This window comes from Streptomyces sp. NBC_00203, assembly GCF_045206325.1.
Lineage (GTDB): Bacteria > Actinomycetota > Actinomycetes > Streptomycetales > Streptomycetaceae > Streptomyces > Streptomyces lutosisoli.
Genome location: NZ_CP108126.1, coordinates 4,792,899 through 4,816,519 on the forward strand (window position 1 = coordinate 4,792,899; position 23,621 = coordinate 4,816,519).

At 70.8% G+C, this 23,621-nt stretch carries 22 protein-coding genes; 14 read left to right on the forward strand and 8 right to left on the reverse strand.

Features of this window, described 5'->3' with window-relative positions:
• Positions 1–25: 25 nt before the first annotated feature.
• A complete protein-coding gene (locus tag OG975_RS21430; RefSeq protein ID WP_406330935.1) occupies positions 26–3,091 on the reverse strand; it encodes an FAD-linked oxidase C-terminal domain-containing protein in 3,066 nt (1,021 codons plus the stop codon).
• Positions 3,092–3,324: 233 nt separating this feature from the next.
• On the opposite strand from OG975_RS21430, the gene OG975_RS21435 reads away from it, so the two are divergent.
• From OG975_RS21435 to serC, 7 genes are all read left to right on the forward strand, one after another.
• Complete coding sequence (locus OG975_RS21435; RefSeq protein WP_406330936.1) at positions 3,325–5,118, forward strand: ATP-binding protein; 1,794 nt, start codon at positions 3,325–3,327, stop codon at positions 5,116–5,118.
• The gene (locus tag OG975_RS21440; RefSeq protein WP_406330937.1) at positions 5,115–5,522 is read left to right on the forward strand and encodes a roadblock/LC7 domain-containing protein; all 408 of its coding nucleotides are present in this window, start codon (positions 5,115–5,117) and stop codon (positions 5,520–5,522) included. The genes OG975_RS21435 and OG975_RS21440 overlap by 4 nt, the downstream gene beginning before the upstream one ends.
• Positions 5,519–5,875, forward strand: coding sequence for a DUF742 domain-containing protein (locus OG975_RS21445; RefSeq protein WP_327429637.1), 357 nt, complete (start codon positions 5,519–5,521; stop codon positions 5,873–5,875). The genes OG975_RS21440 and OG975_RS21445 overlap by 4 nt, the downstream gene beginning before the upstream one ends.
• Entirely contained in the window at positions 5,856–6,491 is a 636-nt protein-coding gene (locus OG975_RS21450; RefSeq protein WP_406330938.1) for a GTP-binding protein, read from the forward strand. Before OG975_RS21445 ends, OG975_RS21450 begins: the two co-directional genes overlap by 20 nt.
• A complete protein-coding gene (locus OG975_RS21455; protein WP_406330939.1) occupies positions 6,488–7,711 on the forward strand; it encodes a cytochrome P450 in 1,224 nt (407 codons plus the stop codon). The genes OG975_RS21450 and OG975_RS21455 overlap by 4 nt, the downstream gene beginning before the upstream one ends.
• Before the next feature lie 160 nt (positions 7,712–7,871).
• Complete coding sequence (locus tag OG975_RS21460; RefSeq protein ID WP_406330940.1) at positions 7,872–9,110, forward strand: cytochrome P450; 1,239 nt, start codon at positions 7,872–7,874, stop codon at positions 9,108–9,110.
• A gap of 368 nt (positions 9,111–9,478) precedes the next feature.
• Positions 9,479–10,597, forward strand: a complete 1,119-nt coding sequence (gene serC, locus OG975_RS21465; protein ID WP_406330941.1) for a phosphoserine transaminase — start codon at positions 9,479–9,481, stop codon at positions 10,595–10,597.
• Between the two features lie 92 nt (positions 10,598–10,689).
• Here the strand turns inward: serC and OG975_RS21470 are convergent, their stop codons facing one another.
• Positions 10,690–12,195 carry a cellulase family glycosylhydrolase gene (locus tag OG975_RS21470; protein ID WP_406330942.1) on the reverse strand — a complete coding sequence of 502 codons (1,506 nt, stop codon included), beginning with the start codon at positions 12,193–12,195 and terminating at the stop codon, positions 10,690–10,692.
• 165 nt (positions 12,196–12,360) lie between these two features.
• Between OG975_RS21470 and OG975_RS21475 the strand changes: the two genes are divergently transcribed.
• Positions 12,361–12,768, forward strand: coding sequence for a PPOX class F420-dependent oxidoreductase (locus OG975_RS21475; RefSeq protein ID WP_406330943.1), 408 nt, complete (start codon positions 12,361–12,363; stop codon positions 12,766–12,768).
• A gap of 1 nt (position 12,769) precedes the next feature.
• On the opposite strand, the gene OG975_RS21480 is transcribed toward OG975_RS21475, so the two are convergent.
• Positions 12,770–13,756, reverse strand: coding sequence for a WD40 repeat domain-containing protein (locus OG975_RS21480; RefSeq protein ID WP_406330944.1), 987 nt, complete (start codon positions 13,754–13,756; stop codon positions 12,770–12,772).
• 131 nt (positions 13,757–13,887) lie between these two features.
• Here OG975_RS21480 and OG975_RS21485 point away from each other — a divergent pair, with 131 nt between their 5' ends.
• The 3 genes from OG975_RS21485 (at position 13,888) to OG975_RS21495 (ending at position 15,878) form a co-directional block, all read left to right on the forward strand.
• The gene (locus tag OG975_RS21485) at positions 13,888–14,571 is read left to right on the forward strand and encodes an SGNH/GDSL hydrolase family protein (protein WP_406330945.1); all 684 of its coding nucleotides are present in this window, start codon (positions 13,888–13,890) and stop codon (positions 14,569–14,571) included.
• Positions 14,572–14,659: 88 nt separating this feature from the next.
• Positions 14,660–15,238, forward strand: coding sequence for a Uma2 family endonuclease (locus tag OG975_RS21490; protein ID WP_406330946.1), 579 nt, complete (start codon positions 14,660–14,662; stop codon positions 15,236–15,238).
• 28 nt (positions 15,239–15,266) lie between these two features.
• Positions 15,267–15,878, forward strand: a complete 612-nt coding sequence (locus OG975_RS21495; protein WP_406330947.1) for a GNAT family N-acetyltransferase — start codon at positions 15,267–15,269, stop codon at positions 15,876–15,878.
• Between the two features lie 23 nt (positions 15,879–15,901).
• On the opposite strand, the gene OG975_RS21500 is transcribed toward OG975_RS21495, so the two are convergent.
• The 3 genes from OG975_RS21500 to OG975_RS21510 form a co-directional block, all read right to left on the reverse strand.
• The gene (locus OG975_RS21500) at positions 15,902–16,675 is read right to left on the reverse strand and encodes an SAM-dependent methyltransferase (protein ID WP_406330948.1); all 774 of its coding nucleotides are present in this window, start codon (positions 16,673–16,675) and stop codon (positions 15,902–15,904) included.
• Between the two features lie 19 nt (positions 16,676–16,694).
• Entirely contained in the window at positions 16,695–17,159 is a 465-nt protein-coding gene (locus tag OG975_RS21505; RefSeq protein ID WP_406330950.1) for a winged helix-turn-helix transcriptional regulator, read from the reverse strand.
• Positions 17,160–17,253: 94 nt separating this feature from the next.
• Entirely contained in the window at positions 17,254–18,795 is a 1,542-nt protein-coding gene (locus tag OG975_RS21510; RefSeq protein ID WP_406330952.1) for an MFS transporter, read from the reverse strand.
• A 390-nt stretch (positions 18,796–19,185) separates the two neighbouring features.
• On the opposite strand from OG975_RS21510, the gene OG975_RS21515 reads away from it, so the two are divergent.
• Entirely contained in the window at positions 19,186–20,178 is a 993-nt protein-coding gene (locus tag OG975_RS21515; protein WP_406330953.1) for an aldo/keto reductase, read from the forward strand.
• 226 nt (positions 20,179–20,404) lie between these two features.
• Here the strand turns inward: OG975_RS21515 and thpR are convergent, their stop codons facing one another.
• Positions 20,405–20,995: an RNA 2',3'-cyclic phosphodiesterase gene (thpR, locus tag OG975_RS21520; protein ID WP_406330954.1), complete on the reverse strand. Its 591-nt coding sequence runs from the start codon at positions 20,993–20,995 to the stop codon at positions 20,405–20,407.
• A 103-nt stretch (positions 20,996–21,098) separates the two neighbouring features.
• Here thpR and OG975_RS21525 point away from each other — a divergent pair, with 103 nt between their 5' ends.
• A complete protein-coding gene (locus OG975_RS21525; protein ID WP_406330955.1) occupies positions 21,099–21,524 on the forward strand; it encodes a hypothetical protein in 426 nt (141 codons plus the stop codon).
• A gap of 173 nt (positions 21,525–21,697) precedes the next feature.
• Positions 21,698–22,207 carry a GNAT family N-acetyltransferase gene (locus OG975_RS21530; protein WP_406330956.1) on the forward strand — a complete coding sequence of 170 codons (510 nt, stop codon included), beginning with the start codon at positions 21,698–21,700 and terminating at the stop codon, positions 22,205–22,207.
• Positions 22,208–22,256: 49 nt separating this feature from the next.
• Here OG975_RS21530 and OG975_RS21535 read toward each other — a convergent pair whose 3' ends face one another.
• Positions 22,257–23,531 carry an MFS transporter gene (locus OG975_RS21535; RefSeq protein WP_406336385.1) on the reverse strand — a complete coding sequence of 425 codons (1,275 nt, stop codon included), beginning with the start codon at positions 23,529–23,531 and terminating at the stop codon, positions 22,257–22,259.
• Positions 23,532–23,621: the final 90 nt, after the last annotated feature.

A 23,621-nucleotide genomic window follows, 5' to 3' on the forward strand; every position in this document is an offset into this window, starting at 1 on the left:
CCCCCGGCAGACTTACCGCCGGTCGTCAGCCCTTGCCCCGGCCTCTCTCGTCAGCTGTCGTCAGCCCCTCCGCCAGCACCTCCGCCAGATGCCTCCCCTTCCGCCCCGCCAGCTGCTCCACCTGTGTACGGCAGGAGAAGCCGTCCGCCAGGATCACCGTGTCGTCACTGGCCTCCCGTACCGCCGGGAGCAGTTGCTCCTCCGCGCAGGCCGCCGAGACCGCGTAATGGCCCCTCTCGAAGCCGAAGTTGCCCGCGAGGCCGCAGCAGCCGCCCGCGAGGGTGCCGGTCAGGCCCGCCGCCTCGCGCAGCCGGCGGTCGGCCGCGTCGCCGAGGACCGCGTGCTGGTGGCAGTGGGTCTGGCCGACGGCCTGGCGGTTCACCGGTGGTGGTGTCCAGTCCGGGGCGAGGCGTTCCAGGGCCTCGGCGAACGTCAGCACCGCCGCCGCCAGACGTGCCGCGCGGGGATCGTCGTGCAGCAGCTCCGGGAGGTCGGTGCGGAGGGCGGCGGCGCAGCTCGGTTCCAGGACGACGACGGCGGGGGGCCGCGGGTAGAGGTCCGGGTCGAGGAAGACGCCCATCAGGTCGAGCGTGCGGCGCATCACCGTACGGGCGCGGTCCAGTTGGCCGGTGGAGACATATGTCAGACCGCAGCAGACCCGGCCGCGGCGGCCCACCGACCACGGGCTCGTGTGGACCGACACGCCGTACCCCGCGGCCGTCTTCCTCATCGCCACCGCCGGCGTCAGCAGTACGCCCACCCCCGCCGCCTCCAGCACCCGCACGGCCGCCTGCCCCACGGACGGCGAGAGGTACTCCGTGAAGGTGTCCGGCCACAGGAAGGCCATCTCACGCGGGCCCCCACGGCCCTCGGCGAAGGGCCCCTCGCCGTCGTCCTCGCCGTCGTCCTCAACGCCGTCGTCCTCAACGCCGTCATCCCTCGCGCCGTCATCCCCCGCGCCGTCATCCTCCACGCCGCCGGGAAACTCGTCCGCCCTCTCCTTCATCATCCGCTGCACCTGCTCCTTGAACCGCCGCCCCCACCACCGGCTGAACGTCTCGGGCGCCAGGCGCGGAATCTCCCGTTCGGGCGCGATGCCGCCCAACCGCTTGGCGACGGCGGCCAACGGACGTACGGAAGCAAGGGAGTTGACCAGCCACGCCGAGTGCGTCCGGGTCACCGCCGCCAGCCACACCGGCAGCCGCCCCATCACGTAGTGCGCGGCGGGACGTCGCCGGCCCTCGTAGTGGTGGTGGAGGAACTCCGCCTTGTACGTGGCCATGTCGACGCCGACCGGGCAGTCGGACCTGCATCCCTTGCAGGACAGGCACAGGTCCAGCGCGTTGCGGACCTCTGTCGAGCGCCAGCCGTCCGTCACGACCTCGCCCGCGAGCATCTCGTGCAGCAGCCGCGCCCGCCCGCGCGTGGAGTGCTCCTCCTCGCCGGTCGCCCGGAAGGAGGGGCACATGACGCTCCCCGAAGTGCTCTCCGTCGTACGGCACTTGGCGACCCCCACGCATCTGCGGACCGCGGCCGAGAAGTCCCCGCCGTCCGCCGGGTATCCGAACTCCACGTCCACCGGCTTCGGCGGCAGCACCGCGAACCGCAGGTTCTCGTCCAGCCGGTGCGGCCGTACGAGCATTCCGGGGTTGAGCAGGCCGTCGGGGTCCCAGAGGTCCTTGGCCCGCTCGAAGAGGCCGACCATCTCGGTGCCGTACATCCTGGGCAGCAGTTCGGCCCGCGCCTGGCCGTCCCCGTGCTCGCCGGACAGGGAGCCGCCGTGGGAGACGACCACGTCGGCGAGCTCCTCGGAGAAGCGCCGAAAGCGGCTCACGCCCTGTGGCGTCATCAGGTCGAAGTCGATGCGCACGTGGATGCAGCCGTCGCCGAAGTGCCCGTACGGCGTGCCGCGTAGCCCGTGGGCCGTCAACAGGCTCCGGAAGTCGCGGAGGTAGGCGCCGAGCCGGGCCGGCGGCACCGCGCAGTCCTCCCAGCCGGGCCAGGCCTCGCTGCCGTCGGGCATCCGGGTCGCCGTACCGCTCGCGTCCTCGCGCAGCCGCCACAGGGCTCGCTGACCCGCCGGGTCGGTGACCACCACGGCGTCCAGGACATCCGCGGCCCGCACGATCGCGTCCGCACGCGCGCGTGCCTCCGCCTGCGAGGCGCCGCCCGTCTCCACGAACAGCCAGGCGCCGCCCCGGGGCAGCCCCGCGTCGGCCGGCACGAGGTCCGCGGCCATCCCCTCCACCGTCAGCGGCGCGTGCGCCAGCAGCCCCGCGGCCGCCTCCGCCGCCGCGCTCTCGTCCGGGTACGCCAGCACGGCCAGCGCCCGCGCGCGCGGCGCCTCCACCAGTCGTACGACCGCCTCGGTCAGCACCCCCCAGGTGCCCTCGGAGCCGCAGAAGGCGCGGGCGACGTCCGCGCCCTTCTCGGGGAGCAGGGCGTCCAGGGCATACCCGGAGATACGGCGCGGAAGGTCAGGGAAGCCGGTGCGCAGGCGCGCCAACTCGCCCTCCACCAGGGCCCGGAGGCCGTCCGGCGCGCCGGCCCAGTGCTGCCCGAGCGTGGCGCGAGCCCCCTGTCCGGTGACGACGGACAGCTCCCGCACGCTGTCCGCCGTCGTGCCCCAGGCCACCGAGTGGGACCCGCACGAGTTGTTGCCGATCATTCCGCCGAGGGTGCAGCGGCTGTGGGTCGCGGGGTCGGGGCCGAAACGCAGGCCGTGCGGGGCGGCGGCGTCCTGGAGGCGGTCCAGGACGACGCCGGGCTGGACCACGGCCGTACGGCTCTCCGCGTCGAGGGACACGATCCGGTTCATGTGGCGGGTGAAGTCCAGCACGACGCCCGTGCCCGTGGCCTGCCCGGCGATCGAGGTGCCGCCGCCGCGCGGCACGACCGGCACGCCGTGCGCCCGGCACACGGCGAGGGCCGCCGCCACGTCGTCGGCGTCGCGCGGGGACACGACACCGAGCGGGACGCGCCGGTAGTTGGACGCGTCCATGGTGGTCAGCGCCCGCGCGGTCGCGTCGAAGGCGACCTCGCCGCGCACGGCCTTCGCCAGCCCGGCCCGCAGCCCTCCGAGATCCGTCATCCCCCCAGGATGCCGCCGGGCACCGACAGCGACGGTCAGCCGCACCCGCGAATTCCGTCCGGATCATGAAACCGCTTCCAGAACCTTCCCAATTCGATCACGAACTCTCATATAGTGACCGCCAGTTGAGCACCAGGTGTCGCTTCTCGCCCAGGACACGACCGAGGACACGGCTTCTTCCAGGACCCGACCGAGGACACGTTCTCTTCCAGGACACGACCGAGGACCGATTGATGACCGCCCCCATCCCCTCAGGCGAACGACCCACCCTCCGCGCCGTCGCGCCCGCTCCGCTGATAGCCGCCGTCCCGGCCGCGCTCGCGGTGGCCGCCGCGGTCGCCCTGGCGCCCGACTCGGTGCGCGCCCCCCTCGCCTGGGGCGCGGGCGCGGCCGCGATGCTGCTGTGCGCGGCCGTCGCGGTGGCCGCCCGCGCCACGCAGACGGCGAAGCTGGTGCGCCGCCGCCTGGACGCGGTGACCCAGGACGCCGGACGGCTCCTTCAGGAACGGGCCCGGCTGACCGAGGAGTTCCACCAGGAGCGGGCCCGGCTGGCCGACGACTCCGCCCGCGAACGGGCCCGCCTGACCGAGGCGGCGGCACGGGAACGCGCGCAGCTGACCGAGGCCGCGACGCAGGAACGCGCCCGCCTCACCGAGGAGTTCGCCGCCGAGCGGCAGCACCTCACCGGCGAACGCAGCCGCCTCGCCGAGGAGAACGCCCGGCTGACCGAGCGCGCCCGGCGGGCCACCGGCGACCGCGCCGCCGCCATCTCCGCGACCGCCAACGCGGCGGGCCGGATGCAGGCCCTGGCCACCGGCATGCTCGCCGACCTGCGCACCATGGAGGAGCGGCACTCCGACGAGGAGGTCCTCGCCGACCTCCTCCACCTCGACCACCGCACCGCACAGGCCGGCCGCCTCGCCGACTCCGTCGCCGTCCTCACCGGCGCGCGCTCGGGCCGCCGCTGGGCGCGCCCCATCGTCATGGAGTCGATCCTGCGCGGCGCGATGGGCCGCATCGGCGGCTACCAACGCGTGCGCGTGCACTCCGCCAGCGACGCCGCCGTCGCCGGACACGCCGCCGAGGGCGTCATGCACGCCCTCGCCGAACTCCTCGACAACGCCGCGAACTTCTCGCCGCCGACCGCCGAAGTGCATGTGTACGTCGAGGAGGTCCCGGCCGGCGTCATCGTCTCCGTCGAGGACAGCGGCCTGGTCATGGGCGACGTCCAGCTGCGCCGCGCCGAGCGCGCGGTGTCCGGGGACGCCGGAAGCACCGCCGGGCTCGGCGGGCTCACCGGCACCCGGCTCGGCCTCGCGGTGGTCGGCCGGCTCGCCCGCAAGCACGGTCTGAAGGTGTCCTTCCGGCCCTCCGCGCGCGGCGGCACGGGCGTCCTGGTGCTCATCCCCCAGGACCTCCTCACGCTTCCCACCGCCCCCCTGCCGGCGGACCCCGAGCAGGCCGCGACGGCTCCCCTGAACCCTCAGTCCCTCATCGAGGACTACACCGTGGAGCCCCTGCTCCAGGCGACCCGGCCGTCCAATGCCTCCCCTGCTTCCCCGGCTTCCGAGGCGTCCCAGGTGTCGTACGCCGCCGCCCGCGCCGCCGGCGACCTCGACCCGGACCCGGTCCCCACCCACGACTCGCCCCGGCACGAGCCGGTTCCCCCGTCGGCCGACAACCTCCCCAAGCGCCGCCGCGGCCGCACCCTCGCGCACGCCGAGCGCAGCCGCGCGCACGCCACGCCGCCCCAGGCCGACCCGGAACCCCGTACCGCCGACACCTCCAAGGCGAGGGCGGCGGCCCGCTTCAGCAGCTTCCGCCAGGCGGTACGCGGCACGGCGGCGGGCGCCGAGGACGCCGTACGAGACGCGGCAGGACAAGAAGAAGCCGTACGGGACGGCGTACAGGACAAGGAAGCCGTACGGGCCGACGAAGCCGTACGGGACACAGCCCCCGCCACCCCCACGAACTCACAGCCGCAGCCGCACTCGCACGCGCACCCGGAAGGCGACACCACCCCATGACCGGCACCACCACCGCCGACGAGAAGCTCTCCTGGCTCATCGAGGGCCTCCTTGAGCGCACCCCGGGCGCCCGGCACGCGCTCGTGCTCTCCCGCGACGGCCTGAAGTTGTGCCGCACCCCGGAACTCTCGGTCGACCAGGCCGACCAGCTCGCCGCGATCGCCGCCGGTATCCAGTCGCTGTCCCACGGCGCGTCCATGGAGTTCGGCGACGGCAGCGGGGGTGTGCGTTCGGCCATGGCCGAGTTCTACGGCGGGGTCCTGTTCATCGTGGAGGCGGGCGACGGAGCGCACCTCGCCGTCGTCACCGCCGAGGACGCGGACGCCGGTCTGGTCGGGCACAACATGAGCGAACTCGTGGAGCAACTCGGCGAACACCTGAGCGCGCCGCCCCGTACGTCATGAGCCGTCCGGGCAGGGACGACGCGCCCGACCGGCTGTACACCCTCACCGGAGGGCGCAGCCGGTCCGGGCCCGACACCCCCTTCGACCTGGTGACGCTGGTGGTCGCGGAGTGCGATCCGGTGCTGGGGATGCAGTCGGAGCACGCCGCGATCCTGCGGATGTGCGACCGGCCGACGGCGGTCGTGGAGATCGCCGCGGAGCTGAAGCTCCCGGTGTCCATCACCCGCATCCTGCTCGCCGACCTGCTCGCCGCGGGCCGCGTCAGCGCCCGCCACCCGCAGCCCACTGTTCCTTCCGGTCTTCCCGACCCCGACATCCTGGAGCAGGTGCTCGTTGGACTCCGTAACCTCTGACGCGCCTACGTCCTCCCCGACGGACGGCGCGCGTACGCCCCTGGAGGCGTCGGCCGACAACGGCCTCAAGATCGTGGTCGTCGGCGGCTTCGGCGTCGGCAAGACGACCCTGGTCCGCTCCGTGAGCGAGATCCGTCCCCTCAACACCGAGGAGACGATGACGCAGGCCGGCGAGGCGGTCGACGACATCAGCGAGGTGCGCGGCAAGTCCGCGACCACCGTCGCCTTCGACTTCGGCCGCATCACGCTGGACGCCCGCAATGTGCTGTATCTGTTCGGCGCGCCGGGGCAGGAACGCTTCTGGTTCCTCTGGGACCGGCTGTTCTCCGGCACGCTCGGCGCGGTCGTCCTCGTCGACACCCGGCGCATCGACGACTCCTGGTACGCCATCGACCGGCTGGAGCACCACGGCACCCCGTTCATCGTGGCCTGCAACGACTTCGGCGGGCCCACCCACACCCCCGCGCAGATCCGCGAGGCCCTCGACCTCGACCCGCATGTCCCGCTGCTCGACTGCGACGCCCGTTCACGGGAGTCCAGCAAGCGGGTGCTGATCACCCTGGTCGAGCACCTCAAGTCTCTCTCCATCCCACGATCACCGGAGTTGGCGCTGTGACCCCCGCCCCCGTGCCCCTCAGCGGGCCCCGGTTCCAGACCGAACCCGCCGAGCTGTACCGGGAGATGCGGCGCGACCACGGTGCCGTGACACCGGTCGTGCTGGACGGCGACATCCCCGCCTGGCTGGTGCTCGGCTACCGCGAGCTGCACCAGGTCACCGGCGATCCCGTGCTGTTCAGCCGGGACTCCGACCTGTGGAACCAGTGGGACCACATCCCCGACGACTGGCCGCTGCTGCCGATGATCGGCCGCAAGCAGCCCTCCATCCTCTACACGGTCGGCGAACGCCACCGCGAGCGCGCCGCGATGATCAGCGACGCGCTCGAAGCCGTCGACCCCTTCGAACTGCGCTCCCACGCCGAGAGGTTCGCCGACGAACTGATCGACGCTGTCTGCGCGAAGGGTGAGACGGACATCGTCGGGGACTACGCGGCACTGCTGCCCGTCCGCGTCCTCGCCACGCTCTACGGCTTCGCGGAGGAGCAGGGCCCCGGCCTGGTCACCGCCCTCAACGACATGATCAACGGGCGGGAGGGCGCGCTCGCGGGCCAGCAGCACCTGGCCGCCTCCATGGCTCAGTTGCTGGCCGACCGGAAGGCCGAGCCGGCGGACGACGTCGTCTCGCGGATGCTCGCGACGGCGAATTCAGGAGAAGGCTCCGGCTTCTCCGACGAGGAGATCGCCCAGGACCTCATGGTCATGATGGCCGCGGGACACCAGCCGACCGCCGACTGGATCGGCAACTCGCTGCGCCTGATGCTGACGGACGACCGTTTCGCGGCGTCGCTCTTCGGCGGCCGGCACAGTGTCGCCGAGGCCATGAACGAGGTCCTCTGGGAGGACACCCCCTCCCAGAACATCGCCGGCCGCTGGACCTCCCGTGACACCCAGCTCGGCGGCCGCCGTATCCGCGCCGGTGACCTGCTCATCCTCGGCCTCCAGGGCGCCAACTCCGACCCCCAGGTCCGCACCGACGGCTCCGCCCTCACCGGCGGCAACAACGCCCACTTCTCCTTCGGCCACGGGGAGCACCGCTGTCCGTTCCCGGCGCAGGAGGTCGCGGAGGTGATCGCGCGCACGGGCATCGAGGTCGTACTGGACCGGCTGCCGGACATCGACCTGGCCATCCCCGCCGAGTCCCTGACCCGGCGCCCGTCCCCCTGGCTGCGGGGGCTGAGCGAACTGCCCGTGAGGTTCACCCCCGTACCCGCGCTCTGAACGCTCGGAACGCTCGGAACGCTCGGAACGCCAACGCACCCGGCCGGACCGTCTTCCGGCCGGGGTCGGGGGGTGCCCCCGGGAAGACCCAGCACTCCGAACCCCGAACCCTGAACCCCGAACTCCGAACTCCGACCCCGCCCCTTGGAGGCACCCCCGCATGACCACCGGTACCGAAGAGACCCGTATCGCGCTGGACCCCTTCGTCACCGACCTGGAGGGCGAGAGCGCCAGGCTGCGCGCGGCGGGCCCGCTCGCGGCCGTCGAGCTGCCGGGCGGCGTCCCGGTGTGGGCGGTCACCCGCCACGCGGAGGCGCGCGCGCTGCTCACAGACCCCCGTCTGGTGAAGGACATCAACGTCTGGGGTGCCTGGCAGCGCGGCGAGATAGCCCCGGACTGGCCGCTGATCGGGCTCGCCAACCCCGGCCGTTCCATGCTCACCGTCGACGGCGCGGACCACCGCCGGATGCGCACGCTGGTGGCGCAGGCGCTCACCCCGCGCCGGGTGGAGCAGATGCGCGAGCGGATCTCGAAGCTGACGCAGGGCCTGCTGGACGGCCTGTCGTCCGCTCCGGCTTCCGACGGTGTCGTCGACCTGAAGGCCGACTTCGCCTACCCCCTCCCCATGTACGTCATCGCGGACCTGATGGGCATAGACGAGGCGAAGCTCCCCCGTCTCAAGGAACTCTTCGAGAAGTTCTTCTCGACGCAGACCCCGCCCGCCGAGGTCATCGCGACCCTCACCGAGCTGGCCGGAATCATGGCGGAGACGGTCGCCGCGAAGCGCGCCGAGCCGGGCGACGACCTGACCTCCGCCCTGATCCTCGCCTCCGAGGACGGCGACCATCTCACCGACGAGGAGATCGTCTCCACCCTCCAGCTGATGGTCGCGGCGGGCCACGAGACCACGATCTCCCTCATCGTCAACGCGGTCGTCAACCTGTCCACGCACCCCGTCCAGCGCGCCCTGGTCCTGGCCGGCGAGGTCGACTGGTCGTCGGTCGTCGAGGAAACCCTGCGCTACTCCACCCCGACCTCCCACGTCCTCATCCGCTTCGCGACGGAGGACGTGCCCGTCGGCGACAAGGTCCTCCCGGCGGGTGACGCGCTGATCGTGTCGTACGGCGCGATCGGGCGGGACGAGCAGGCCCACGGGCCTTCGGCCGGCGACTTCGACATCACGCGCACATCGGAGAACCGGCACATCTCCTTCGGCCACGGCCCGCACGTCTGCCCGGGCGCGGCGCTGTCCCGCCTGGAGGCGGCGGTGGCCCTGCCCGCCCTGTACGAGCGCTTCCCGGCCCTCGACCTGGCGGTCCCGGCGTCGGAGCTCCGCAACAAGCCGGTGGTGACGCAGAACGATCTGTTCGAGCTGCCGGTGCGGCTGACGACGGGCTGAGGCGGGGCACTTCTCGCCCCCGCCGCCCCTACCCGTCCCATCCCGTTCCTGGGGCTCCGCCCCAGACCCCGTTCGGTTGTGTGTCGGCTGCGGGTGGGTGGGGGCTGGTCGCGCAGTTCCCCGCGCCCCTGACGGCTCGGGGCTGCGCCCCGTCGCCCCCGGCCCGCCCCGGGTGCTGTTGTCTTTTGTCTTTTAGGGGCGCGGGGAACGGCGCAATCTTTTAGGGGGGTCTGGGGGCGCAGCCCCCAGGAACGGGATGGGACGGGTAGGGGCGGCGGGGGCGAATCCCCCCAACCGTCACCCCCGCCCCGTCTCACCCGACGGACGACGTTTCGCCCAGGTTTCCTCAAACGGCTAGGCTCCCCACCGTGGCTGATATCGAGATCCCCGCTGACATCAAGCCCGCCGACGGACGATTCGGCGCGGGCCCCTCCAAGGTGCGTACGGAGGCGCTCGACGCGCTGGCCGCCACCGGTACCTCCCTCATGGGTACGTCCCACCGCCAGGCCCCGGTGAAGAACCTGGTCGGCAAGGTGCGCGAGGGCATCTCCGAGCTGTTCTCCCTCCCCGAGGGCTACGAGGTCATCCTCGGCAACGGCGGCTCCACCGCGTTCTGGGACGTGGCGACCCACGGCCTGATCGAGAACAAGTCGCAGCACCTGAACTTCGGCGAGTTCAGCTCCAAGTTCGCCAAGGCCGCGAAGCTCGCGCCCTGGCTGGCCGAGCCCACGGTCATCGCGAGCGACCCCGGCACGCACCCCGAGCCGGCCGCCGAGGCGGGCGTCGACGTCTACGCCTTCACGCACAACGAGACCTCCACCGGTGTCGCCGCCCCCATCAAGCGGGTCGCGGGCGCCGACGAGGGCTCCCTCGTCCTGGTGGACGCCACCTCCGGCGCCGGCGGCCTCCCCGTCGACATCGCCGAGACCGACGTCTACTACTTCGCCCCGCAGAAGTCCTTCGCCTCCGACGGCGGCCTGTGGATCGGCGTGTTCTCCCCGGCCGCGATCGAGCGCGCCGAGCGCATCCACGCCTCCGGCCGCCACATCCCGGAGTTCTTCTCGCTCCCCACGGCGATCGACAACTCCCGCAAGAACCAGACGTACAACACCCCGGCCCTCGCCACCCTCTTCCTCCTCAACGAGCAGTTGGAGTGGATCAACGGCCAGGGCGGTCTGGCGTGGTCCGCGGGCCGCACCAAGGACTCGTCGACCCGGCTGTACTCCTGGGCGGAGGAGTCCAAGTACGCCACCCCGTTCGTCACCGACCCGGCCAAGCGCTCGCAGGTCATCGGCACGATCGACTTCGACGACGAGATCGACGCCGCCGCCATCGCCAAGGTCCTGCGCGCCAACGGCATCGTCGACACCGAGCCCTACCGCAAGCTCGGCCGCAACCAGCTCCGCGTCGCGATGTTCCCGGCGATCGACCCGGCGGACGTCGAGGCGCTGACGAAGTGCATCGACTACGTGATCGAGAAGCTGTAACCCTTTCTTGTACGTCGATGGGGGCGCCCTGCGTGTGATCGCGCGGGGCGCCCCTTTCTCATGTCACCGTCGGGCTCACGCCCGCGTCAGGCTCACGTCGCCGTGCACGTCACCGTCGGCGTTCCCCCACCCCCCGGCGCTCCCCCGAACCCGAAGCTCACCGAACCCCCCACCGGCACACCGCCGTTGTGAGCGGCGTTCACGGCGGTGACGGTGGAACCGCTCTGTGTGTACGTCGCGTTCCACATGTTCGTGACCTGCTGCGAGCCGGCCCAGGTCCAGGACACCTTCCAGGAAGTCATCGCCGTCGTCCCGGTGTTGGTCACCTTGACGTCGGCGTTGAAGCCGCTGCCCCAGTCGCTGCTGACGGTGTAGGCGGCGGCACAGGACGCCCCCGTACTTCCACCGCCACCGCCGGTCCCGCCCCCGGTACTCGGGAACCCCGGTGCCTTGACGCTCGCCAGATACCCGTCCTTCACCGTGTCCACGCTCACCCAGTCGTCCTTCAGAATCCCGCCCGTGTCACCGGAGTTGGGATTCCACGACCAGAACGTCCACTGGAAGGAGTCCGCCCCGTACGTCGACGTCGGCCGCAGGTAACTCACCAGCGCCGCCAGCCACTTCTGGTCCACCGTCGACGTCAGCGTCGTACCGAACTCGCCCACCCACACCGGGGCGATGTTCTGCTTGAACAGATAACCCCAGTACTTGTCCCACACCCCCGGCATGTTGTCCGGGAACGACGGATCGCTGAACCAGCTCTGCTGCGCGACGCTCGTCGCGTAGTCGTGCGCGGAGTACACGACCCTGTTCGCCACGTTCAGCTGCACCGGGTACTGCCCGGCACCCATCAGGTTGCCGCCCCACCAGCCGGAGACACCCGCGTACGTCTGCACGCCCTCCACGAAGATCAGCAGATCCGGGTTGACGGACAGGACGGCGTTCCCGGCCCGTTGCGCGGCCAGCCGCCAGTCCGTCGCCGTGTCGCCGCAGCCCCAACAGGCGGGATCGTGCGGCTCGTTGTGCAGGTCGATGCCGATGACGGTGTCCTGGCCGACATAACGGGTCGCCAGGGCCTTCAGGTCAGTGATCCACGCCGACTCCGGGACGGCGGAGGTGTACCAGAGCGCCGACTGGCCGCCCGCGTCGGGCCGGTGCCGGTCGAGGATGACTTTGAGGCCGTCCTGACCGGCGTACGACACGATCTTGTCCATGATCTGGAGGGAGCCCAGCCCTTGCAGGTCGGCGTTCTTGCCGCTGGAGAAGTCGATGCTGTTGGGGACCGTGCCGCTTTTGAAGATGTCGTCGCTGTAGGGCAGCCGGATCGTGTTGTAGCCCAGCGACTTCATCTGGTCGATCATGCTCTTGTAGTCGCGTGACCAGAGGCCGTGGACGACGTAGTTGCCGGTCTCGAAGCCGAACCAGTTGATTCCGGCGATGCGTACGGGCTGACCCGCGGCGTCGAGGATCTGGCGGCCGCTGGTGTGCCAGTAACCGGCGCCGGGAGCCGCGGCGGCGCCCGCCGACTGGACGCCCGCCAGCGGTAACAGGAGCGCGGCGGCAGCGACGCACAGCGCTCTTCGCAAGCTGCGGAACATGTGCGGGTTCCTCTCGGGAAGCGCGGCCCCGGAACAGGATGGGAGCGCTCCCATGCGCCACGCACCCTCCATGGAAGGCAATGATCATGAGCACGTCAAGGCTTCTGACAGGGGGCGGCCCTCGCGAGGGTGACAACCACGGCGATCAGTGCCTCTATGGAAGGTATGAGTAGTGCACCGACTCCGAGTCCCGAACTCGCACCGCTCGCCCGGCAGTACGCCGTCCTGCTGACGAGCCACAAGAAGGACGGCACAGGCGTCGGCACCCCGGTGAACATCGCCGTCGAGGGTGACCACGCGTACTTCCGCACCCCGGGCAGCACCTGGAAGGTCAAGCGCCTGCGCAACAACCCGGAGGTGGAGATCGCCCCCTCCACCTTCCGCGGCGCGCCCACCGGGCCCGAGATCCACGCCCGGACACGGCTGCTCGACCACGGCAGTGAGGAGGACAAGCACGCGGCGAAGCTGCTCCGCCACAAGTACCCGTTCATGCAGGGCGTCTTCGTACCGCTCGCCCACAAGGTGATGCGGACGCCGACGCTGCACTACGAAGTACGGCCCATGGCCGAGTGACTCAGTTCCGGCGCAGCAGCCGCCTGAACCCGAACAGGACGGCGAAGGCGGCCGCGACCGCGATCGCCCCGACCTTGAGGCCACCGCTCATCCCGCTGCCGTCGCCGCCACTCCCGCTCGCCGAACCGCCGCCCTCGGAAGGCGACTTGGACCCGGACCCGCTGGACCCGGGCGCGTTCTCCGGCTGCACACCGCTGTCGGCGCCCTCGCTCCCGTACATGAGCTTCGACCCGTCCGCGCTGTACGTGATCGACTCGCCCTGCCCCTGCAAGGGAACGTTCAGCCGCCCCTGCCGCTTGATCTTCCCGCCGTTCCACGTGTACGCGATCCCGCCGAAGTACCCGCGCACGGCGAGCTGCTTGCCGTCGGGCGAGAAGGCTCCGTCGGTGACCCAGAGATCGATGGTGGCGACGGGCTTGAAGACGTTCGTGCCGGTGGAGGAGAGCTGGGCGGGGCCCTCGTAGAGGTGGCCGCCGTCCTCGTCCTTGTCGGCGATGTAGACGCGCCCGGTCTTCGGGTGCACCATCAGCGCCTCCGCGTTGCGGGGCCCGTCCGCGTACTTCACGACGTACTGCGTGGCGTGGATCGTCTGGTCCTTGAGCACCTTGGGCTCGGGCAGCTTGTAGATCCAGACGTACGGCCACTTGCCGCCGAGGTTGTCGCCGATGTCGCCGACGTAGAGGTCGCCGTCGGGCCCGATGGAGATGGCCTCGACGTCACGCGGGGCACCGACCCCGGTCATGGTGATCGTGGCGACGGTCTTTCCCGTGCTGCTGTCGACGGCGTACAAGTAGGCCCCGTCGTCGCTGTCGTTGTGGGTCCAGTAGATGCCGGGGTGGGCGTGCGAGGCGGCGAGGCCGCTGGACTCGGTGATCCTCGGGTCCTTGATCGTGAACCCGTCGTCCCCGCTGTCCGCGACGGCCGGCGCCGCCAGGGCGACGACAAGGACGGCTACGGCTCCGGCGAGGAACGAAGGCGATCGGCGCATGGCCCAAGCCTGCCATCCCGGCCGACCGTTCACGTCACCCCCGCCCACAGCTCACAGGTCCGGCCCGGCGCGTGTCCAGCCTCACACCCCCACGGCCCGGGACACCCCCGCTGATCGTCCATGATGAGCGGATGCTCAGGTTCATGCCCGTCGGCGACTCCATGACGATCGGTAGCGCGGGCGAACACACATGGCGTTACCGAATGTGGCAGCACCTGCGCGCGACGTGCGGGGGCCCGTTCAAGATCGTCGGCCCTCGCGAGACGCTCTACGACAAGGCGACGGACTCCCCCGACTCGTACGAGTACGCCGACCCGGACTTCCCCCGCGCCCACCTGGCCGGCTGGGGCGAGGGCTGGCTCCACATGGCCCCGCTGATCGGCGAGGCGGTGCGCGCACAGCGGGCGGATGTCCTGCTGGTCTCCCTGGGCCTGATCGACCTCGGCTTCTACACGAACGCGGCCCAGACGGCGGAGAACGCCCGCACCTTCATCGCCGAGGCCCGCGCCGCGAACCCCCGCGTCCGCATGGTCCTGCTCCCGGTGATACCGAACGTCCGCGCCGAGTCCGACGCCCCCTTCGCCGCCGAGGTCGCCTCCTTCAACGAGCTCCTCGCCAAGACGGTCGCCGACCTCGACGAACCCCGCTCGCCGCTTCTGCTGGCGTCGCCGCCGGCCTCGTACGACATCACCTTCGACACGTACGACGGCACACACCCCAACGCGAGCGGCGAGCACAAGATCGCCGAGGGGTTCGCGGAGGCCATGTACCAGGCGTGGGACCTGGGCGAGCCGTACACGGCCGAAACCGCCTGACCGAATCCCGGCGTGCCCTGGTCACCGTGCGTATCGTTGTACTGCGCGGCTGCACTCGACCGGGTTGCGGCCGGGGAGGAGCGCCAACATGACCGTCGTAGAGAACGACAGGATCGCCATGGCCACCATCAACGAACAGATCCTGGACGAGATGTTCGACCAGATGACCGTCCCCGAGGGCTATAAGGCCGAGATCGTCGAGGGGGCCGTCTACATGTCGCCGCAGCGTCACGTTCACTGGCAGACCATCCGCAAGATCGTTCGGGCGCTGGAGGACACGTTCGGTCCGGATGTGCTCGTGGCCTCGGATGAGCGCATCGACTTTCCTGGGCACCTGAATGGTTTGGCGCCCGACGTGGCAAAACTGCGCGACAACGCCGAGCTGGACTGGAAGGGGCACTGGCGCCATCAGGATGTCGAGTTCATCGCCGAGGTCATCTCCAAGGACACGGCCAAGAACGACTACGGCCCCAAGAAGACCGCGTACGCGCTCGCCGAAGTTCCCGTCTACCTGATCGCCGACCCGTACGTGGGCAAGTGCCGCCTGTTCACCCAGCCCAAAGACGGCGACTACGTCAGCGACCTCTCCATCACGTACGGCGGGGACGTCGACATGACCACCCTCCTCGGCCTCACCCTCAACACAGGCGAATTCCCCCGCGACTAACCCGCGGAGCGTATGGCACGATTCCGCGATGATCGCCAACTCCCCCATACCCCCCGTCGTCCCGGCGGGCCACATGGCCCAGCACCCGCAACCGGTGCTCGAACTCCCCCACGAGCTGGGCCTGGAGCTGCGCCCCTGGCGCCCGGGTGACGCCGACGCCCTGCTGGCCGCCGGTCAGGACCCGGCCATTCGCCAGTGGAACCTCTTCCACGTGGCGTCACCGGAGGAAGCCCGCCAGAGGATCGAGCGCATGCACGAGCGCTGGCAGGCCGAACAGGGCGCGATCTGGGCGATCGCACGGTCGGACGGTGACGGCGAGGCCCTGGGGCTCATCGGCTGGAACGGCATCGACCTCACCGGCGGCAGCGCCGAGATCGTCTACTGGATCCTGCCCGCGGCCCGTGGCGGCGGTGTCGCCGTCGAGGCCGTGAAGCGCCTCAGCGGGTGGGCCCTGGAGGAACTCGGGATGCACCGGCTGCGGCTGTGCCACTCGGTGGCCAACCCGGCGTCGTGCCGTGTGGCGGCCAAGGCCGGATACGCCCTCGAAGGCACCCAGCGCGGCGCGCTGCTGCACGCGGACGGCTGGCACGACCTGCACCTGCACGCGCTCGTCCAGGGCGACCCGTTGGGCGCGGGATGACACCGGGTATGTCCTGAGTCCGGCTAGGTCCGGACGGCGGTCACCAGCGCGAAGGAGAGGTACTCGCCCGCGTCGGCGGTCAGCATGTCGATGACGGGCTGGTGCGCGGCCCGCCCCTCCGGCAGGTGCTCCGCGCATGCCCGGGTCCACAGCAGCCAGTCCCGCCAGGCGTCCTCCTGGAGCCGCGCGGACGTCACCGTCACCAGCTCGGTGATCTCCCACTGGAACCGCCACCACTCGGCGGTGTGCCAGGCGATCGCCTCCCATCCGACCAGGGCCTTGATGTGCGCGGGAATCGCCCCCATCTCCCGGACCTCGCGCGTCAACGCAGGTGTGGCGATGCCCAGTTGGCCGCCGGGGCGCAGGAATCGCACCAGGTACGGCAGGTAGTTGTCCGCCGTGCCGAAGTACTCGAACGCGTCGATGCTGACGATCGCGTCGAAACTCCCCTCCTCGAAGGGGAGTTGATGCGCCTCGGCCCGTACGGCCTCCACCTGGCCGTCGACGCCCGCCGCCGCGAAGACGGCCGCCGCCTCCTCCGCCCCGACCCACCAGTCGGCCGCGACGACATCGACGCCGTACTCCCGTGCGAGGAACACCGACGTCGCCCCCTTCCCGGACCCGAGGTCGAGAACCCGCATGCCCGGCCGCAGGTCCAGGTCCCGTGCGAGGTCCTCCAGCAGCCACAGGGGGTTCGGGCCCATGTCGAGGCCGAGCAGCCAGGCGGGGTCGTAGGCGGAGGAGCGGGGATAGCGGTCCGGGCGTACGAGTGCGCTGAGTGCGTCGGATGCGGTCACGGGGGACGAGCCAAGCGGATCAGGGGGTGCGGGACAACTGGGTTTCGCCGGACGGGAGTCGGCCGATGTCCCGCTCGCCCCGCTCGCCCCGCTCGTCCCTCTCGTCCCTCTCGTCCCGCTGTTCGGCGTGCGGCGGCAGGTGGTCCTCCGCCCAGTACGCCAGGGCGGCGAGCGGGATGAGGAAAGCCCGGCCGTGTGCGGTGAGGGCGTACTGGGAGCGGGCCGGTGGGCCGGGGTGGACGGTGCGGGTGAGGAGGCCCGCGGTGGCCAGTTCGTGGAGGCGGTCGGCGAGCATGCGGTCGCTGATGCCGGGCACTCGCTCGCGTATCTGGCCGAAGCCGGCCGGGCCCTTGGCGAGTGCGGCGAGGACCAGGCCGTTCCAGCGCTTGCCGAGGAGGGCGAAGGCCCGGGTGAGGGCGGCGATGGCCGACGGGGGTTCTGGCGATGGTTCCGGCGACGGTTCGGGGGGCGGTTGGTCGCTCATCGGGTACTCCCAGCGGCGCGATGACCGTGCCCCGCCGCCCGCGCGGGACGGCGGGGCACGGTCTTCGCGCCGGTTCGTCGTAGTGGGGTGAACGTCAGCCCATGTGGACGGGGGCCGCGCCCTCGACGTGCTGCTGCTTCCCGGCGTTGACGGCCAGGGCGGTGACGAGCAGTCCCGCCAGGAACATGCCGGCGGCCGCGGCGAACGCCACGGTGTAGCCGTGGGTCACCGCGTCACCCGCCTTGGCGACCAGGGCGAAGTCCTTGGTGGCCAGGCCCCGGTAGAGGGACCCGGCGGCCTCGGGCAGCTGGTCGTCGGCCGCCGACGTGGAGAGGGTCGACAGGACGGCGAGACCGAGGGCGCCGCCGATCTGCTGGGCGGTGTTCAGCAGCGCCGAGGCGATGCCGGTGTCCTCGTGCGACACGCCGCTCACCGCGCCGAGGGTCATCGGCACGAAGCTCATGCCGAGCCCGAGGGCAGTGACGAACATGGCGGGCATCAGATGCCCGGCATACGACGAGTCCGGCTCCAGCGTCGCGAACCAGAACATGCCGACCGCCGCCACCAGCAGCCCCGGACCGGCGATCACGCGCGGAGCGAGCTGGGCGACCAGCTTCGAGCTGACACCCGCGGCCACCGCCATTCCAAAACTGAACGGCAGATAGGCGAACCCGGTCTTGACCGGGCTGTAGCCGAGAATCAGCTGCATATACAGCGTGAGGAAATAGAAGGTGGCGAACATACCGGCGCCGATGAAGAGCATCGTGGCGTAACTGCCCCACCGGTTACGGTCCTTGAACAGCCGCAGCGGCATCATCGGGTTCGTGATCCGCGCCTGGAGCACCAGGAAGGCGACCAGCAGCACGGCCGCCGCCGCGAAGGAGGCCAGCGTGAGCCCGTTGGTCCACCCGTGCTCACCGCCGCGCGTGATGCCGTAGACGAGGGCGATCAGCCCACCCGTGCCGGTGATGGCGCCGGGCACGTCGAGGCGCCCCGGGTGACGCTCGGCCTCGACGAGGGTCCGCGTCCCCGCCAGCACCGCGAGCCCGATGGGGATGTTGACGAAGAACACCCACCGCCAGTCCAGTACGTCGGTGAGCGTGCCGCCCAGCAGCAGCCCGACGGTGGCGCCGACGCCGCCCATGGCCGCGTACACACCCATGGCCGTGTTGCGCGGCTTGCCCGCCGGGAACGTCGTGGTGATCAGCGCCAGCGCACTGGGCGCGGCCAGCGCGGCGCCGACGCCCTGCAGAATACGGGCGGCGATCAGCAGGCTCTCGTTCGGCGCGAGCCCTCCGAGCAGCGAGGCCAGCGTGAAGACGGCGATACCGGCCTGGAACATCTTCCGCCGCCCGAACAGGTCACCCGCCTTGCCACCGAGCAGCAGCAGCCCGCCGAAGGCCAGCGCGTACGAGTTGACGATCCACGCCAGGTTCGCGTCGGAGACACCGAGGTCGGTCTGGATGGCGGGCAGGGCGATGTTGGTGATCGTGGCGTCGAGAACGACCATCAGCTGGGCCGCGGCGATCACGACGAGGGCGAGTCCGAGATGTCGGCCGCCGGAAGCGGGGCCGGAGCCGGATGTATCCGGTCCCGCGGGGGCGGCGACAGCCGTGCTGTCAGCAGACGCAGACATGGAAATACTCCAAAGGTGGGCTGGAAACATTTCCCCGGAGAGAGAAAGCGACCCGAAAAGTCAACTTCCATTCCGAGAGAGAAGCCGGGGCGAACGGAATCCGATGAAACGGGACGCCCACACAATGCAATCCGGGGTGAGGTGCCGATACGGCACAACTCGACCCCGGGACGAGTCTCCACCCTAACAGCCACGGCCCGTTGGAGCCGACGCATTTCTCGGCAATCCAATGTGGTGATTCTCGCGCTTGACGAACCCCAAGGTTTTGTGAGCACAGCAATAAAGCGGCGCGGAATGTGTTCACACTTTCCCGGAAAAAGCAAAGTGGCGCCCTTGCGTCGAGCGTGCTCTCTTGCCTTGAGCGTGCTCTAAGGAGTTGGCTGAGGAGTCATGAAGTACACGCAGCTCGGACGCACGGGACTCAAGGTCAGCCGACTGGTTCTCGGCACGATGAACTTCGGTCCGCAGACCGATGAGACCGACAGCCACGCCATCATGGACGCGGCGCTGGCCTCAGGGATCAACTACTTCGACACCGCGAACGTGTACGGCTGGGGCGAGAACAAGGGCCGTACGGAAGAGATCATCGGAAGCTGGTTCGCCAAGGGCGGCGACCGCCGCGACAAGACGGTCCTCGCCACCAAGGTGTACGGCAACATGGCCGCCGACGGCGACCCGTGGCCCAACCACGACAAGCTCTCCGCGCTGAACATCCGGCGCGCGGTCGACGCGTCGCTGAAGCGGCTCCAGACCGACTACATCGACGTCTACCAGTTCCACCACATCGACCGCAGCACGCCCTTCGAGGAGATCTGGCAGGCGATCGACACCCTCATCCAGCAGGGCAAGATCCTCTACGTCGGGTCCTCCAACTTCCCCGGCTACAAGATCGCCCAGGCCAACGAGACCGCCGCCCGCCGCGGCGGCACCATCGGCCTCGTCAGCGAGCAGTGCCTCTACAACCTCGCCGAGCGGCGCGCCGAGATGGAGGTCATCCCGGCCGCGCAGGAGTACGGGCTCGGGGTCATCCCCTGGTCACCGCTGCACGGCGGTGTACTGGGCGGGATCATCAAGAAGGAGGTCAAGGGCGGGCGCCGCGCCTCCGGCCGGGCCGCCGACACCCTCGCCAACCCTTCCTCCCGCGCGCAGATCCAGTCGTACGAGGACCTGCTCGACAAGCACGGCATCGAGCCCGGCGAAGCCGCCCTGGCCTGGCTGCTCACCCGCCCCGGCATCACCGGCCCGATCGTCGGCCCCCGCACAGCCGAACAACTCGACTCCGCCGTGAGGGCCGTGGAACTGGAGCTGAGCGACGACCTGCTGACCTCGCTCGACGAGATCTTCCCGGGCCCGGGCCCGTCGCCGGAGGCGTTTGCTTGGTAGAGGCACCTTCTTACGGGGCGCGGGGAAGAGCGTCCCGTAAGGGGGCGCCCCTTTAGGGGCGCGGGGAACTGCGCGACCAGCCCCCACCGGCGGGCAGCCAAAACACCACACCCGCAGCACTCTGGCGCGTTACCTGACCGCCGCCGCCACAGCCACCACGACGAACATCAGCACAAGCACACCGGCCATGATCCGGTTACGGGTCTTCGGGTTCACACCATCGAGGTTAACCGCCCCCCGTTCCGGCTCCCGTTCCGGCCCCCAGCGCCCAGCTCGCCAGCGTCTCGTAGCGAGGCTGTTCCCCCCGCACCCCCGACTTCGGCAGATGGCTGCGGACGAGACACAGCTCACCCACCGTCCACTCCCGCCCGGCAAAGGCGCCCAGGACAGCGACGTACGCCTTGAAGTCGGCGTCGGCGCGGCTGCGGGCCACCGTCAGATGCGGGCGGTAGCGCCGGTGCTCCCCCGTCGCGACGCCCGCCTTCCTGGCCGCCGCCTCCGCCCGGTCGGCCAGCAGCCGCAGGGCCGTGACGTCACCCTCCGCGCCCACCCACAGCGCCCGTCCGCCGAAGTGGCCGCCGCCGCGCAGGGCGAGCGGGAACGGGTCCGTACGGTGGGCCGCGCGCGCCAGCCGTTCCGAGAGGTCCGGGACGATCTCCTCGTCCACCTCACCGTAGAAGGCGAGCGTGAAGTGCCAGCCGGGGCGGCCCGTCCAGCGCAGGTCGTGCGCGCCCGGCAGCCGCTCCAACTCATCGACTTCCGTGGCGAGTTCGCGGATCACGTTTTCCGGTGGCAGCACCGCCGCAAAGAGTCTCATGACGTCACCCTTCCAGGGAATGGATCACCGGGCGACCCTCCCCGCACCATGGAGGTATCCACGTACATAGGTGGATGTGTACGTCGACGGGGGGGAACGTCGTATGCCCATGCTCGGGATCCTGCTGCTCCTGGTCTGCTCGGCGGCGGCCACCGCGGCGCTGTTCGCCGTCGCCCGGGTCGTGCCGCTGGCGAAGCGGAAGCCGAACAACGAGGTGCTGGGGTTCGTGTACGCGCAGGTCGGGGTGATCTACGCGGTCGTCCTCGCGATGGTGGTCGTCGGGGTGTGGGAGTCCCGCTCCCAGGCGCACGAGAACACGTACACGGAGACGAACGCCCTGCTCCAGATCGCCTGGTTCAGCCGTACGCTCCCGCAGCCGGACCGCACCCGCCTCGCCGCGCTGACCGAGCGGTACACCGGCACGGTGATCCACGAGGAGTGGCCGCTGCTGGCCGATCAGCGGGACGATCCGAGAGCCTGCGCGCCCACGCCGGCGTGGTGTTCTCCCTCGCCTTCACCGTCGGCGTGATGCTCCTCATCGTCTATGAGTTCAACTACCCGTTCAGCGGCCCGCTCAAGGTCGGCCCGTCGGCGTTCCAGCTGCCCCTGGAGCGGATAAGGGCGGTTACTTAGCCGCTGCTCAGCCCAGTACTCAGCCCACCGCTTAGCCCGCGCGAACGGCTCGCCGTCTAGCCTGCTGCGATGGGTTCACCGGAGATGCGAAAAGGCGGCGTCGAGGACCTCCCCGCGATACTCGGCATGCTCGACGGCGCGGTGGCCTGGCTCGTCTCCCAGGGGCGCACGGGCCAGTGGGGCAGCCGGCCCTGGTCGACGCACCCCGAGGCCGTGGAGCAGATGCGGCGGATCCTTGCCGAGGGCACCCCGTGGATCGCGGAGATCGACGGCGAACCGGCGGGCACGATGACGCTGACCGGGCGGCCGGGGCCGGAGGTCGCCCCCGCCGGCGAACCCGAGCTGTATGTGCACTCCCTGGTCACCGACCGCCGGTTCGCGGGGCGCGGGGTCGGCGGCGCGCTCCTCGCCCATGCCGTCGACGAGGCGCGCCGCCATGGCGTGTCCCTGCTGCGGCTCGACTGCTACGCGGGCGGCGACGGCAGGCTCGTCGCGTACTACGAGGGCAACGGCTTCACGCCGACGCAGGCGTTCACCGTCGGCGACTGGCCGGGCCAGGTGCTGGCCCGGCGCGTGTAGTCCGCCGGTCCGGCCAAGGCCCGGCCGAGGTCGCCCGGAGGTGTCCGGTCTACGCCGCCGCCGTGGCCAGCTCCCGCTGTTCCTTCGGGACGAAGCGGACCTGCGGGTGGCCGTGGTGCCAGCCGACCGAGAGGCGGAGGCCGCCGACGCGGGACAGGACCAGGCCGATGGTGACCGCGGCCGCCGCCGAGATCAGGCCGCCGAGGGCGAACCCGACGCGCGGGCCGTAGGCGTCGGTGACCCAGCCGACGAGGGGCGCGCCCAGGGGTGATCCACCCATGAAGACCATCATGAACAGCGCCATGACACGGCCGCGCATGGCGGGGTCGGTGGCCATCTGGACCGAGGTGTTCGCGGTGACGTTGACCGTCATCCCGAAGATCCCTATCGGGATCATGAGCAGGGAGAAGAGCCACAGGGACGGGGCCACGGCAGCCACCACCTCCAGCAGGCCGAAGGCCACGGCCGCCGCGATCAGGACGCGCAGCCGGGCCGTGCCGCGACGGGCGGCGAGCAGCGCGCCGGCCAGCGAGCCGAGCGCCATCAGCGTGTTGAAGAGGCTGTACGCGCCGGCGCCCGCGTCGAAGATGTCGTCCGCGTACGCCGACAGCCAGACCGGGAAGTTGAAGCCGAAGGTGCCGATGAAGCCGATGAGGACGATCGGCCAGATCAGTTCGGGGCGGCCGGCGACGTAGTGGAGTCCCGCGCGGAGCTGGCCCTTGCCGCGCGGCGCCCGCTTGACCATGTGCAGTTCGCGGGAGCGCATCAGCAGCAGGCTCGCGAGGGGAGCCACGAAGGACAGGCCGTTGAAGAGGAAGGCCCAGCCGGTGCCGACGCCGGTGATCAGCAGGCCCGCCACCGCGGGGCCGACCAGGCGGGCGGACTGGAAGTTCGCCGAGTTCAGGCTGACCGCGTTCTGCAGCTGGCCCGGGCCGACCATCTCGGCGACGAAGGACTGGCGGGCCGGGTTGTCGACGACCGTGGCCATACCGACGGCGAAGGCCGCCAGGTAGACGTGCCACACCTGGACATGGCCGGAGAGGGTGAGGAAGGCGAGGGCGAGGCCGGTGAGGGCCATCGCCGTCTGGGTCACCAGCAGCGTGGGCCGCTTGGGGAGACGGTCGACCAGGACACCGCCGTACAGCCCGAAGAGCAACATCGGCAGGAACTGCAGCGCGGTGGTGATACCGACCGCGGCGGACGAGCCGGTCAGGCTCAGCACCAGCCAGTCCTGGGCGATCCGCTGCATCCAGGTGCCGGTGTTGGAGACGACCTGGCCCAGGAAGAACAGACGGTAGTTCCTGATCTTCAGCGAGCTGAACATCGAGGACGAGGGGGAGGAGCCGGTCGATCCGGAGGAGCCGGGCGATCCGGTGGCGTCGGGCGAGCCGGTGGCGCCGGAAGAGTCGTCGGA